General features: G+C 49.0%; 13 protein-coding genes and 1 tRNA gene. 3 read left to right on the forward strand and 11 right to left on the reverse strand.

Annotation, left to right across the window (positions count from 1 at the left end):
• Positions 1 to 345: 345 nt before the first annotated feature.
• The 6 genes from BM091_RS02565 to alaC all read right to left on the reverse strand — a co-directional run bounded on the left by BM091_RS02565 (position 346) and on the right by alaC (position 7,357).
• Positions 346 to 423: transfer RNA gene (locus BM091_RS02565), tRNA-Glu, on the reverse strand.
• A gap of 90 nt (positions 424 to 513) precedes the next feature.
• Positions 514 to 774 carry a glutaredoxin family protein gene (locus BM091_RS02570; protein WP_093393240.1) on the reverse strand — a complete coding sequence of 87 codons (261 nt, stop codon included), beginning with the start codon at positions 772 to 774 and terminating at the stop codon, positions 514 to 516.
• A gap of 32 nt (positions 775 to 806) precedes the next feature.
• Positions 807 to 3,314 carry a heavy metal translocating P-type ATPase gene (locus tag BM091_RS02575; RefSeq protein WP_245735224.1) on the reverse strand — a complete coding sequence of 836 codons (2,508 nt, stop codon included), beginning with the start codon at positions 3,312 to 3,314 and terminating at the stop codon, positions 807 to 809.
• Between the two features lie 268 nt (positions 3,315 to 3,582).
• A complete protein-coding gene (locus BM091_RS02580; protein WP_093393241.1) occupies positions 3,583 to 4,818 on the reverse strand; it encodes a cofactor-independent phosphoglycerate mutase in 1,236 nt (411 codons plus the stop codon).
• Between the two features lie 4 nt (positions 4,819 to 4,822).
• A complete protein-coding gene (locus BM091_RS02585; protein ID WP_093393243.1) occupies positions 4,823 to 6,142 on the reverse strand; it encodes a homoserine dehydrogenase in 1,320 nt (439 codons plus the stop codon).
• 15 nt (positions 6,143 to 6,157) lie between these two features.
• A complete protein-coding gene (gene alaC, locus BM091_RS02590) occupies positions 6,158 to 7,357 on the reverse strand; it encodes an alanine transaminase (protein ID WP_093393244.1) in 1,200 nt (399 codons plus the stop codon).
• Between the two features lie 245 nt (positions 7,358 to 7,602).
• Between alaC and BM091_RS02595 the strand changes: the two genes are divergently transcribed.
• The gene (locus BM091_RS02595) at positions 7,603 to 8,433 is read left to right on the forward strand and encodes a DUF3786 domain-containing protein (protein ID WP_177193495.1); all 831 of its coding nucleotides are present in this window, start codon (positions 7,603 to 7,605) and stop codon (positions 8,431 to 8,433) included.
• Here BM091_RS02595 and BM091_RS02600 read toward each other — a convergent pair.
• The gene (locus BM091_RS02600) at positions 8,430 to 8,888 is read right to left on the reverse strand and encodes an acyl-CoA thioesterase (RefSeq protein ID WP_093393247.1); all 459 of its coding nucleotides are present in this window, start codon (positions 8,886 to 8,888) and stop codon (positions 8,430 to 8,432) included. The genes BM091_RS02595 and BM091_RS02600 overlap by 4 nt on opposite strands.
• On the reverse strand, positions 8,885 to 9,502 hold the full coding sequence (locus BM091_RS02605; protein WP_093393249.1) for a DUF3786 domain-containing protein: 618 nt from the start codon (positions 9,500 to 9,502) through the stop codon (positions 8,885 to 8,887). The genes BM091_RS02600 and BM091_RS02605 overlap by 4 nt, the downstream gene beginning before the upstream one ends.
• Before the next feature lie 94 nt (positions 9,503 to 9,596).
• On the opposite strand from BM091_RS02605, the gene BM091_RS02610 reads away from it, so the two are divergent.
• Both BM091_RS02610 and BM091_RS02615 read left to right on the forward strand, forming a co-directional pair.
• Positions 9,597 to 10,019: a DUF5663 domain-containing protein gene (locus BM091_RS02610; protein ID WP_093393250.1), complete on the forward strand. Its 423-nt coding sequence runs from the start codon at positions 9,597 to 9,599 to the stop codon at positions 10,017 to 10,019.
• A gap of 29 nt (positions 10,020 to 10,048) precedes the next feature.
• The gene (locus BM091_RS02615; protein ID WP_093393252.1) at positions 10,049 to 10,318 is read left to right on the forward strand and encodes an ogr/Delta-like zinc finger family protein; all 270 of its coding nucleotides are present in this window, start codon (positions 10,049 to 10,051) and stop codon (positions 10,316 to 10,318) included.
• Between the two features lies 1 nt (position 10,319).
• Here the strand turns inward: BM091_RS02615 and BM091_RS02620 are convergent, their stop codons facing one another.
• Genes BM091_RS02620 through BM091_RS02630 form a run of 3 tightly spaced genes read right to left on the reverse strand, consistent with a single transcriptional unit; the run spans position 10,320 to position 12,894 of the window.
• Positions 10,320 to 10,673 carry a hypothetical protein gene (locus BM091_RS02620; protein ID WP_093393253.1) on the reverse strand — a complete coding sequence of 118 codons (354 nt, stop codon included), beginning with the start codon at positions 10,671 to 10,673 and terminating at the stop codon, positions 10,320 to 10,322.
• 17 nt (positions 10,674 to 10,690) lie between these two features.
• On the reverse strand, positions 10,691 to 12,214 hold the full coding sequence (locus tag BM091_RS02625; protein WP_093393254.1) for an HDOD domain-containing protein: 1,524 nt from the start codon (positions 12,212 to 12,214) through the stop codon (positions 10,691 to 10,693).
• Between the two features lie 23 nt (positions 12,215 to 12,237).
• The gene (locus tag BM091_RS02630; protein ID WP_093393256.1) at positions 12,238 to 12,894 is read right to left on the reverse strand and encodes a queuosine precursor transporter; all 657 of its coding nucleotides are present in this window, start codon (positions 12,892 to 12,894) and stop codon (positions 12,238 to 12,240) included.
• Between the last annotated feature and the right edge of the window lies 1 nt (position 12,895).

A 12,895-nucleotide genomic window follows, 5' to 3' on the forward strand; every position in this document is an offset into this window, starting at 1 on the left:
ATCCCGGCGAAGTAGGTATCATCGGAAAAAAGGCGATGGGCATTAAGATCACGACAAAAGAGCAAGATAAAAAAAATCATCGATATTAGAACCGCAGACAGCGCTCTTCCAGACCCTTTTCTGGCCTCTAACCATTGCCGAATCATGTTGCACAGTGAGGGTGATTGTGCACGGGAACAGGAATTTTTCACTTTACCATCCTCCGTTTGAATGCAGAACCAAGAGTTACAAAAGTACTCCGAGCCCCTTGCAAAATTCTTTTTCCCGGAGATCTTCGGCAAGCAAAACTCAAGCCAAAAAAAACCCGACATGGCCACCGGACCATGTCGGGTTTTTTCCCTTTTCTGGCGTCCCCAAGGGGATTTGAACCCCTGTTGCCGGCGTGAAAGGCCGGTGTCCTGGACCTGGCTAGACGATGGGGACGCTCAACAGCAAAAGCCTTCTATACCAAAGAGCCCGTCACGTCAAGTTATTTCGTCACTTTCAAAAAATTTCTCGCGGTAAGAGCCAGGGTCAGTCCTCATCAAGCCCCAGGGCTTCACGAAGTTCCTTTTCTTTAAAGCCTACGATTATCCTGTCCCCTATAACAACGGTTGGAAATGTGAGCTCCGGGTTAAGGCGGCGAACTTCTTCAACAATCCGATCCCGCTCCTCCCCTGTAAGAGTATCAACATCAACACAGTCGTATTCTACTCCACATTTCTTCAAAAACTCCTTCGTGTTCCTGCAGTGAATGCAGGTGCTAAGAGCATAAACCTTTACCTGATCGCTCAAAGCCTTACCTCCTTCTGTTTGATTTAACCGTTCTAAATAACCTCCGCTCTGACCTTTCTCAATCTCAACGCATTCGAGATAACGGAAAGTGAGCTCAAACTCATAGCTGCGGCGGCTATGACGGGCGAAAGTAAAACCCCAAAAAAGGGATAAAGGAGCCCTGCTGCGATTGGAACTCCTAAAGTATTGTAAATAAAGGCAAAAAACAAATTTTGCCTTATGTTTCTGACGGTAGCCCGGCTGAGTATTATTGCTCTCACAATACCCCTCAGGTCTCCTTTGATCAGGGTAACATCTGCACTTTCGATGGCCACATCCGTACCGTTACCCATGGCTATTCCCACATCTGATGCTGCCAGGGCCGGGGCATCATTTATACCGTCGCCTGCCATAGCAACGAAGCGTCCTTCTCGTTTAAAATTTTGAACAATCTGATACTTCTCTTCAGGCAAAACTTCGGCAATAACCCTGTTAATCCCCAGCCTGGACGCAACCGCTTCTGCGCTTTGCCTCCCATCTCCGGTCACCATTACGATTTCTATTGCCTCTTTTCGGAGAAATTCGATAGCCCTGCCGGTCGTCGGTTTAATGGGGTCTTCTATACCGAGAATTCCTGCGGCCATTCCATCCACGGCAACCCATATAACGGTTTTGCCTTCCGCCTGCCACCTTAATGCTTCCTTTTTCATATCTCCGGTGTCGATACTCTGGTCTCTAAGAAATCGTTCACTCCCGACAAGACAGGTCTTACCGTTCAACAGGGCCGATACCCCTTTCCCGGGGAAATTTTCAAACTTTTCCGCTTCCTCGACGGCAAGACCCCGCCTGGTAGCCTCGGATGTTATGGCGCTTGCCAGAGGATGTTCACTTCCTTTTTCTACCGCGGCGGCCATCGCTAGGACATCTTCCTCAGCAAAACCGCCTGCAGTCAGGACGCAGGTTACCTGAGGTTTCCCCTCCGTCAGGGTCCCCGTTTTATCGACCACCAGGGTGTCAATTCTGTGCATATTTTCCAGGGCTTCGGCGTTACGGAACAAAATGCCCAAGGAGGCTCCCTTGCCCATGGCCACGGTTATGGACATGGGAGTAGCAAGGCCCAGAGCGCAGGGACAGGCGATAATCAAAACAGAGACGGCAGCAACCAGAGCATAGGATAACCTGGGTTCAGGCCCCCAGACAGACCAGATAAAGAAAGCCAGCAGTGCCGTACCGATAACAGATGGAACAAAGTAAGCAGCCACACGATCGGCTATGCGCTGCATAGGGGCACGGCTTCGCTGGGCTTCTGACACAAGCCGGACAATCCGGGACAAAAGCATTTCCGAACCCACACGCTCGGCCCTGATTATCATCGTACCGTTTCCGTTTAAAGTCCCTCCTATAACCATGTCCCCCGGTTTTTTCTGAACCGGAAGAGGTTCCCCCGAAATCATAGATTCGTCCACATTGGATGAACCCTCGATTACAAGGCCGTCCACGGGGATCTTTTCTCCGGGCCTCACCCTCAGAAGATCTCCTTTCTGAACACTATCGAGAGGAATATCCGCTTCCGAGCCGTCCTCGCTTATCTTCCTTGCCGTCTTTGGAGCAAGGCCGAGAAGCGCCTTTATGGCCTGACCGGTTTTCTCCCTGGCTTTGATTTCCAAAAGCTGGCCTACGATCACGAGCAAAATTATCATGGCGGAAGCTTCAAAATAGACGGGTACGGTGCCGTCGGGTGTTCTCATGGATTCCGGGAAAGCTCTGGAGAATAATACTGCGACGAGGCTGTACAGGTAGGCCGCAAGAACTCCCAGACCTATTAAGGTAAACATGTTGGGAGAGAGATAGCGGAGTGATTGGACAGCTCGAACGTAAAAGGGCCATCCCGCCCATACCACAACGGGTGTTGCCAGAAGTAACTGCAGATATTGATGATTTTTCAGGACCCAGGTGGGCAGGCCGGATCCAATATCCAGAATCATATGTAACATTGCAACGATCATAAGAGGCACGACAAAGATGAGCGCTCCCCAGAAACGCCTTTTCATCTCCAGGAACTCAGGATTAGGGCCTTCTTCTACGGCGACATCCCTGGCTTCAAGGGCCATTCCGCATTTCGGACAGGTTCCCGGGAAATCCTGAACGACTTCGGGATGCATCGGGCAGGTATACACTTTCCTGGATACCAGCGATGAAAGATCCGGCTCAAGGGCCATCCCGCATTTCGGACAATTCCCCGGTCTATCCTGAGAAACCTCGGGACACATGGGACATATGTACCTGGCTCCTTTGACATGAGCCGCCCTTTCCGCCCCCCCAACCTTACCGCTCAGGTAAAAATCCGGATTCTCTTTGAACTTGTTCAAGCAATGAGCCGAACAAAAATAGAAGATCTGTCCCCGGTAGCTGTAGGAAAGATACTCAGAGGGGTCATCCGTGGACATGCCACATACGGGATCGACGTATCGTTTTTTTTCCGTGCGACCAATCTCTTGAGCGGCCTTCAGCATGATATTCCGGCAATGAGGACAGGATCCGTGAGAATTATCCATTCCCATCAGGGCACTCCTCCTTTGAGCTTAAGAATGAAACCCACTAATGGTTAACCCGGTATGTCAAAGCAGGCAACCGTCAATTGAAAATTTTTACCGAAAAACAGGCCAACTGGCGGTACCGCTCCTGGTCCTGCGATACTTTCCGCAGCAAAAGTGGAAACAACACACACACGGAAGTATGACAATTGATGGAACTTTTAGATTTCAGATTGGGGGAAAATGCTGACCCAGAAATAACCGCACATACCGGCAAAATAGATAAATTCCCGAATCAGCATTTTTGAACAAAGTACGAAAACAATTCCGATCCCGATTGAAAATGCAGATCTGCCTTTTGAGCATCTTTTTCGCAAAATTTCCTATTAAATCCACAATTACCGGCGTTCGTTGGGGCGATTTTATTCGCGTCGCGAACGATCATAAAAGGGACGGGTTCAGGCACATGGGTTCTTACCGAAAGAGGGGTGTAGTGATCCGTAACAACAAGCAAATCAACGGAGTCGAAAGCCACGATTCCTTTCAGAATGGGGCCCACGACCCTGCGGTCGAAGTCCTCAATGGCGGTAAGCTTTTTTTTAAGATCCCCTTCGTGACTGGTTTCATCAGGCGCTTCTATATGTACGTAAATACAGTCAAGACGACTCAGCCCTTCGAGAGCAACCCGGACTTTTTCTTCATAGTTCGTGTCGAGATATCCTGTGGCTCCGTTGATAACGGGGGTTTCAAAACCGGCATAAACACCTATGCCCTTTATAAGATCGACGGCGCTTATAACCATCCCCGACAGGCCGCACCTGTCTTTAAGAGACTGCATTGCCGGAGCCGGGCCCTGTCCCCAGGGCCAGAGGTCCGTAACGGGTTTCTGCCCCCGGGACAAACGCTCAATGTTAACGGGGTGATCCCGCAAAACCGACCTTGCCCGATCTCTAAAGGTTTTCAAAACGGGGGTGGTGTTATACACCTCCTCGTAGGTATCAACGGGCTGGCCCAGGATGTCGTGAGGGGGAGTGGTGTTAAGAGCCGAGGGCCCACCCTTCCAGACAAGCAGATGGCGATAGCTCACCCCGGGATAAAGCTCCAGCGGAAGCCCCTCGAGACATCCCCTCAGATCTCTGACTATGTTCCGCGCTTCTTCGGTTGTTATATGGCCTGCAGAATAATCGGCCATAATTCTAATCCCGTCTTTGTTTTCAACCGTCACGAAATTGCACCTAAAGGCAATATCGCCTGTTTCGAGGCGCACGCCCATACTTGCCGCTTCAAGAGGGCCTCGACCCGTGTGGCATACTTCGGGATTGTAGCCGAGGAGGCTCATGTTTGCCACATCGCTTCCCGCTTCCATACCCTCGGGAATGGTTTTCACCGTTCCCATTTCTGCGTATCCGGCAAGCATATCCATAAAAGGGGTATGGGCTGCTTCGAGAGGAGTCCTGCCATTGAGTTCTTCAACGGGGTAATCACCCATACCATCGCCCACAAGAATAACGTATTTCTTGCTGGGTCCCATCCTGTCAGACCTCGCTGTAGTTTACGGGCAGATTTTCAATGCGGATAAGCTGGGTTTTTGCCCTTACCACATCGAGACGGTCTATCTCTTCAATGGCCCGCCGCACCGAACTTTCGACAGCTTCGTGGGTTACCATCACTATGGGGACTGCCCCACCTATATGGCGTCCCTTCTGGATCACGGCCGAGATGCTTATGTTATTCCTCCCCAGGATGCCCGAAATTTTCGACAGAACACCGGGCTGATCCACGGCACTGAACCTGAAATAGTAACAGGTAACCACCTCATCCATGGGCTTAACGGGTATAGGATTCAACTCGTAACTGCCAAGAGCGGGAAGACGGCAATGTATCCCCTGAGCAATATCCCGTGCCAGATCCATAAGGTCTGCAACGACGGCGCTCCCCGTTGGCATCATCCCGGCACCAAGGCCGTAGAGCATCACGTGTCCAACGGCATCACCGTGTACGTGAACGGCATTGTAAGCACCCCGGACGCCGGCCAGCACATGACCGGAAGGGATGAAAGTGGGATGAACACGGAGTTCTACTCCACCCTCACCCAGCCTTGCGATGGCAAGTAACTTTAAGACGTAGCCGAATTCCTCACCGAACTGAATGTCAAGAGGATCTATACCCGATATGCCCTCAACGTAAATGGAATCGAAAACTATGGACATATTAAAAGCGATGGCTGCCGTTATGGCCAGTTTATGAGCCGTATCGATACCCTCTATATCCAGGCGGGGATCGGCCTCGGCATAACCTCTGGACTGAGCTTCTTTGAGGGCCTCCTGAAAGGTCAGTCCCGATTCACGCATGCGGGTGAGAATAAAATTTGCCGTACCGTTCAGAATCCCGAACACCGTATCGATATTGTTTGCCGCAAGCCCTTCTCTCAACGATTTTATAAAAGGAATACCACCCGCTACGGAGGCCTCATAAGCTATAATTCTCTGGTGTTTCCTGGCAAAATCAAACAGTTCGTTTCCATGGTGAGCGAGAAGAGCCTTATTTGCGGTAACGACATGTTTACCCCGTTCAAGAGCCTTCATGATAAAGCTCCGAGCGGGCTCAATGCCCCCTATCAACTCCACAACTATGTCTATGTCGGGATCTTCTATAACAGCCTTTGCATCCCGGGTAAGGATTTCCCGGGGCAGGCTTACGGGCCTGGGTCGCTCAAGGTCAATGTCGGCAACCTTCTTGAGAACCAGCTCACGCCCCAGCCTTTTCTTTATCTCCTCTCGATGACTCTGCAATATCTCAATAACACCGCACCCTACGGTTCCCCATCCAAGAATTCCCACATTCAATTGTTCCATATCGACGCCTCACCATCACGAACCACTGTTAAAAAGTTTTCTCATATTTCGAACCGCCTGCCTTATCCGATGTTCGTTTTCAACCAGAGCAAACCTTACGTACTCGTCGCCGTATTCACCAAATCCCAGTCCCGGGGATACGGCAACTTCGGCTTTTTCTATCAGAAACTTGGAAAATTCTACAGACCCCATTTTCCTGTATTCCTCGGGAATCCTGGCCCAGACAAACATGGTTCCTTTAGGCGGGTCCACGGTCCAGCCGATTCTATTCAAGCCCTGTATCAGCACATCCCGGCGGGAGCGATAGGTGTCCACAATGGCCTGCACACAGGATTGATCTCCGTTCAGGGCAATAATTGAAGCAATCTGTATGGGCTGGAAAATACCGTAATCCAGATAGCTCTTTATTCTGGTAAGGGCGTGAACTATGTGTCTGTTCCCGACACAAAATCCCACCCGCCATCCCGCCATGCTGTAGCTTTTGGACATGGAAAAGAACTCGACACCTACATCCTTTGCACCTTCCACTTCCAGAAAGCTTGGAGCTCTATAGCCGTCGAAGGTTATGTCTGCATAGGCAAAGTCGTGGATTACTATGATCTTGTGCTCACGGGCATACTGGACAACCTGCTCAAAAAAGGCCTTATCCACTACCACGGTTGTGGGGTTATGGGGAAATGAGATTATGAGCATCTTGGGACGAGGCCAGGTTTGCCTTACAGCGTTGTCCAGATCTTCAAGAAAATCTCTTTCGGGGCCAATGGGGATGGACCGAACATCACCGCCTGCTATGACAACCGAGTAAGGATGGATCGGGTATGTGGGATTTGGCACCAGGACCACATCGCCGGGAGACACAAGAGAAAGCACCAAATGACTCAGCCCTTCCTTGGCTCCAATTGTCACAACGGCTTCCGTCTCCGGATCGATTTCAACGCCATACCTTCTCTTATACCAGTCGGCAATGGCATGACGGAGTTTGGTTATGCCTCTAGACGCAGAATAACGATGATTATGGGGCTTAAGGGAGGCTTCAACAAGTTTGTCCACGATATGCTTTGGAGTGGGCATGTCGGGGTTACCCATTCCCAGGTCTATGATGTCCCGCCCCTCTCGCCGAAGTTTCATTTTCAAGTCGTTAACCTGAGCAAAAACATAGGGCGGGAGACGCCTCATACGCCCTTGCTTTACAACTTCTTCTACATTCCAATCCATTTCTTCCTCCGAAAATGCCGCCCTGGCCCTAAGTTTGTGTGAATCTTTTGCCGGATTTGAGATGGAATAAAAAAATAACCCGGCAAAATCATCCAGTCAAACATTCGAAGCAGCCTGACAAAAAACCGGGTCGAAAAATTCTAACAATCCCTTCCGCGCATAATTAAAATGCTTTTCATTAACTCAATAACAGTTAGAATTTTAATGAGTTTTGGGCTTAACAAAATATGCAGGGAGCCCGTAACATGAAGGAAGGTGTCGGACTTTCAACGAAGAGACACATCGTACCGCTTCAGGTTTACAAATTCACCCCAAAAACCAACTGTAAAGAATGCAGCTACCCCTCATGCCTGGCCTTTGCCACTCACGTTGTAAAAGGTGAAGCCAGAATTAACGATTGCCCCTACATATCGCCTGAAATCAAAAAAGAACTGGATGAGAGAATCCGGAACCAGCTTTCCGAAGGAGTGGGGACAAAGCTCGAAGCTTTTGAATTTGTGAGAAGAGAGTTTGCTTCAAAAGACATGGAGGAACTCGCAGGGCGGCACGGCCTTGAAATTACCGAATTTCAGGCTCAGCGGGGGATTGTCGTTCCCTATCTCGGTACATCGGTGGTGGTCACATCGAAGGATATTTATAATCCAGAAGGTCAAAGGATCTCCGAAAAAGAAAAAATCTTCATTTACAACTACCTTCTGCAGGGTGAGGGAGAGCCTTCGGGCAAATGGGTAGGCATGGAATACTTTCCGGGAAGCATTTCCAAAGTCAAAACTCTTGAAAACCACTGTGAAAAGCCCCTTGGAGAAGCCTTTAGAGGCAGGGTAGAAGCCCTAAAGGCAAAAGCCTCTGAAAAGGGCAACATTCTTCCCGAATACGAGGGCGCAGATGTGGCAATCCTTTTCAATGTGTTCCCGAAACTCTCAATTCTGCTTCTCTTCTGGGATGCAGATCCCGATGATCCCTTTCCTGCAAGGGCCAAGTTTCTTTATGACGAGAAAGCATTACAAATCATAGACTTAGAGAGCCTGACCTTCATAAGTGAACATATTGCCGAGTCTCTATTGGCAAAAGACTAGTTCAGGTCTCCGGCAAATTTCTCCAGAGCAGATCTCACATCATCGGGAAGAGCACAGGACTTCCAGTTCCGATCAATGGCAACTATGGTCGCTTCTCCTTTTGCCACGAGATCTTCCGAATTCTCTTTGTAGAAGAAAAAACCGAAGGTGACCGACTTTGCCTTCAAATGTTTCACGCAGACCTTCAGAGTTAATTTATCTCCGTATTTTACGGGTCTGTAAAAATCACAGGAAGCTCCAACTATCGGCAAGCCGAAGCCCCGCTCGCTATTCCTGAAGTATAGATGAGGCGGCAAACCGAGGCGTTCAAATAGTGCCTCAATGCCCTGATGGCAATATCTGAAGTAAGAAGCAAAGTACACAACACCATAGGGGTCCGTATCGCCGAAGTGGATCGATACCGGAACGGCGATAAAGGATCCCTGGGGCTTTTCCGGATCACCAAAGGGATTCATTTCTTCTCTCCCGAGATTATTTCAACAATTCGCCTGCTGGTATGCTCTGCTAAATCTGCCAGTACATCCACGGGCATGAAGGCCGTGGATCCCTTGGCATAAAGACACTTAGCTTCTGCAGGGAATTCCTCATCGGGAAGAGAGAAAACATAAAGAAGGGGTACCTTGGGAAGAGGAAAGAGAACCATGGCAAAATCGCCGGGAGCGTCATCCGTCAAGTATCCGTCTAAAGTCTCGCAGATTCTGGTGCTCTCGTGATGAATGGTGGGAACATAGGGTAAAAGTGGTTCCTCTACGTTTTTCCTAAAAGGCCCCCAGTAAGGCATCGTCCCGGGAAGTTCCCTGAAAGAGGTCCAGCTCGTCGTGTAGGTTACCGTTTCTTCGGGCACATTGAGGGCATAAATGCTTATGATTATTGCTCTGGGACCCTTGTCAAGTCTGCCGCCAAGAAAGACCCCCTCTCGAGAAATACGACAGGAATGCCCGAAGGCCCGAAAGGTCACTTCACCACCCGAAACACTTCCGGGTAACGCCTTGGCCAAAAGATCCAGATCTCTTTCAAGGGCATGTCTCAGATAATTAAGCGAAATATGATGATAATTCTGGCTTTCCATAAAATTTCTCCGTTTATCTCTACAAGATTGTGAAAAATGTTTTATAGTATTCCCCGGGCAAAAGGCAATGATAAATCAGGAAAGGAGTATTTTTATGGACGGCAAGATTCCCACGGCAAAGGAGCTCATGGAAGCCAGGCCGCTATCAATGAAGAACCCTTACATTCTCAATTTCTGCAGAGCACTGGTCGAAAAGAAGGGTGAAAAACACTCTCCCGAATCACTCAAGAAACTCCTGAACGACATGTACAAGCTCTTTGAAAACCTCCTGGGACAGAACATGGTAAAGGCTCTCCCGGAGGACAAGCGTCGCGAATATCTGGCAATGTGTGAAGATCTAAGAAGTCTGACCTACGAAAAAATCGCCGAGATCTTCGACAAACACGTACCCAATTACCGCGAAGTTATGAAACAGACAATGATACAGTTTACCGAGCTTTTTATGAGAAACCGGAAGTTCGACCCGGAAGAAATACAAAAAAGAATCCAGAGCGATGAGGACATTGTGCTGGATTAGCCAAATCTACTTCCAGGAAAGGAGATGGCATGACCGTAGAAGATAAAACAATATGCCCTCATTGTGGTCAGAAGATGAAAAAATGGCGGGTTCCCATGTTTTCGACCTGGACTGCCGAATTCTTTTACGTCTGTTTCAACGATGAATGCCCCTACTTCCAGAGAGGGTGGAAACACATGTTCGAAACTTACAGGAACACCTGCTCTTACCGCTACCGCTACGATCCGGAAACGGGCCAATCGGGCCCTCTGCCCGTATGGTCTCTTGACGATCTGAAGGCCGACATCATAGAAGACTGATTCATCCGGGGTTTGCCGGAGCATCGTCCAGCAGGTGCTTTAAGATGGGATGGGATTGCTTAAGGCGGGAAATCACCTTGTCGTATCTTCTGAGCCTGAGCAGAGAACGCACCACAAGGTAGGTCCCCAAAACGGTGAGCAGGGCACAAAGGATGAGCAAAGGTGCAAGAAATGGTAGAACTTCCGAAGCCCTGTAATAGCGAGAAGTCGTGATAAGGAGCCCTAAGACCGACATGGGAAGGGCGAAAACGGCAATCCCCGTTCTGAGCGTAGCCAGGGCCGTTCTTTTTTCTGCAAGGATAAGCTGAACTTCGTTAAATATCACCGCTTCTTCTTTGGGCAGAAACTCTTCCATACCTTCTTCGTCCAGCTCTATTTTTCCACCCTATCCTGAGACACCAGGAAAGACAGCCCCAGGGTTGCAAACTGACCAAACATTGTAAACATGGAAAAAACCTCGTCGTTCATTTTTTCAGGTTTATTCCTCATGTCGGCGTAAATAAAACCTATGGTAGTGTTTTTAGGACGAATAGGCATTAACATACAGGGTACCGCCACAAAGGATGAAGCAGGCGGAGAATTAGCCCTGGCAAGCAATTGGGGATCGCCTTTTTCATAAACCCAAACAGCCGAATCCTGGAATAGAAGATGGTAGAATAGATTTTTTTCCTTATTTTTCAAATTAACGAGATCCGGAAGTTTTATGTCCAGCCCCTTACGAACCAGACTGTATCGTATCCTAAAAGCATTTTTTTCCGCCGTGAGCAGCCCAAAGAGCACAACGTCCATATCCAGACCCGAAAAAATCGCCTCCATAACGAGACTGAACAGAACATGGGGATCCGTAAATCCTCTATACATCATGGCAACGATGTCCTGAACAATTCCCATCAGTTCCCTGAGCCGTCCGTCTTCCGTTGAAAGGGCTTTATCCGGGGCAGTTTCCTCAGACTTCACCAAATCTTCCGCAAATTCAGGCTCCTTTACCTTCCCTTCCGGGTGTTCGACCTCTTCGGGAGGAAGAATATGTTTGGAATACTCCTTTTCGAAGGTTTCCGAAAGATTCTCGGCCGCCTTTATCGCCTCCTCAAGGGATTTTGCGGAAATGCCCAGCTCCGATGCTACTTTTTTTAAAAACTCAGCACCTTCCGGTGTATCAATATTGTGTTTGTCCAAAAACTCGACGATTTTTTCTGCCGTTGTTATATACCTGGTGCGCCTTGATTCCTTGCCGGGTGTTAAAACATCGTTAAGTAGCGGCGATAGTTTCCAGGATTTATTAAGCTGAAATGTTACCTCTCGGGCATCAAAACCCAGCAGGCGTCTTCTGACCGTTTCAATCGGAATGTCGTCCCTAAGGGCTATGTCCCTGATACGATTTTGCAATTCCAGCGGTACAAAAGCGTCAAAGACCAGGTTGCCCAGATCGTAGAGAAGCCCTGCAATAAAAGCCTCTTCCGATAGGTCGTCTCCCGAAAGAGCTGCAATTTGCTTGGCATGGACGGCTCTTTTGAGTGCACGAACAAGCCTGGGGAAAACCACCGCCGCCTGTTCTCTGGTCATTACATCTTCGAGAACGGCCGCACTCAGGGCAAGAGACACAACGTTTTTAAGGCCCAGCATTACCAGGGCTCTTGTAATCGTCCTTATCCGGTAAATACCGGGATTAAGAAGAGGGCTGTTGGCTATACGAAGGATTCTTGCCGACATGCCGGGATCGGCCATTATGTCGGCAGCCAGAGCTTTTATCGACGCTTCCCGATCGTATTGAACATTCTTTACAATTGCAACGGTTCGCCTGAGTAAAGGGAAGCCTTCTTCAGTTATTCGGCCTATTATTCTGGAAAAGGTTTCACGAATCTCCTTGGTTGAAACAAAAGCATTTTCTGCCGTCATCGTTGAAAGCCTCTCATGCCCCGTTACCTGATTGCCGATCCCTCCGGAACAAAGTAAATCATGGGAACCGACACAAGGGTTATCAAGTACTTAACAAAAAGGTTCATAAGCCATATTTGACCAATGACATCGGCGGGAACAATTCCCCAGAAGGCGCCGAAAGCAAAAATGGCATTATCTACGGGGATGCTTAACCCGTTGCTGACCATTACCCGTGCCCATTGATGTCTTGGCGTAACCCGATGAACAAACCAGTGGTAAATTTCTGTGTCCAACAGTTCACTTATCACCTCTGCCACTATCGAAGCAATGACTATTCGCCACACGGGCATGAGAACGGCGCGGAATTCTTCCTGTAAACCCCAGGACGGATCACCCGGTATCCGGGCACACCACCAGAGGTAAAAGGCCATAAATAGATTGATAAGCCCGGCAAGAATAATGAGAATTCTGGCATTTTTCTTCCCCAACCTTTTGTGCACCAGGTCTCTCAGGGTAAAAGTTACAGGATAGATAAAAGTACCCATGTCAACGGCAAGTCCGAAGACAACCCCTATTTTGAGACTGGCCACATCAGAGAGCATCTGAGTGGCCACATAGCCCGAAACAACAACTATGCCTAACGCTCCGTCACGTTGAGCTTTTATGCTTTCCGAAGGGCTGGACTCAATAGGCTCCATG

The sequence above is a fragment of the Thermodesulforhabdus norvegica genome (assembly GCF_900114975.1).
GTDB lineage: Bacteria > Desulfobacterota > Syntrophobacteria > Syntrophobacterales > Thermodesulforhabdaceae > Thermodesulforhabdus > Thermodesulforhabdus norvegica.

Bases quoted from the DNA above. Each gene is read 5' to 3' on its own strand.
- BM091_RS02595 (WP_177193495.1), top strand. From the start codon at position 7,603: ATGAAGGAAGGTGTCGGACTTTCAACGAAGAGACACATCGTACCGCTT.
- BM091_RS02620 (WP_093393253.1), bottom strand. From the start codon at position 10,673: ATGGAAGAGTTTCTGCCCAAAGAAGAAGCGGTGATATTTAACGAAGTT.
- BM091_RS02575 (WP_245735224.1), bottom strand. From the start codon at position 3,314: ATGGGAATGGATAATTCTCACGGATCCTGTCCTCATTGCCGGAATATC.
- BM091_RS02600 (WP_093393247.1), bottom strand. From the start codon at position 8,888: ATGAATCCCTTTGGTGATCCGGAAAAGCCCCAGGGATCCTTTATCGCC.
- BM091_RS02615 (WP_093393252.1), top strand. From the start codon at position 10,049: ATGACCGTAGAAGATAAAACAATATGCCCTCATTGTGGTCAGAAGATG.
- BM091_RS02580 (WP_093393241.1), bottom strand. From the start codon at position 4,818: ATGGGACCCAGCAAGAAATACGTTATTCTTGTGGGCGATGGTATGGGT.
- BM091_RS02605 (WP_093393249.1), bottom strand. From the start codon at position 9,502: ATGGAAAGCCAGAATTATCATCATATTTCGCTTAATTATCTGAGACAT.
- BM091_RS02585 (WP_093393243.1), bottom strand. From the start codon at position 6,142: ATGGAACAATTGAATGTGGGAATTCTTGGATGGGGAACCGTAGGGTGC.
- BM091_RS02625 (WP_093393254.1), bottom strand. From the start codon at position 12,214: ATGACGGCAGAAAATGCTTTTGTTTCAACCAAGGAGATTCGTGAAACC.
- BM091_RS02630 (WP_093393256.1), bottom strand. From the start codon at position 12,894: ATGGAGCCTATTGAGTCCAGCCCTTCGGAAAGCATAAAAGCTCAACGT.
- alaC (WP_093393244.1), bottom strand. From the start codon at position 7,357: ATGGATTGGAATGTAGAAGAAGTTGTAAAGCAAGGGCGTATGAGGCGT.
- BM091_RS02610 (WP_093393250.1), top strand. From the start codon at position 9,597: ATGGACGGCAAGATTCCCACGGCAAAGGAGCTCATGGAAGCCAGGCCG.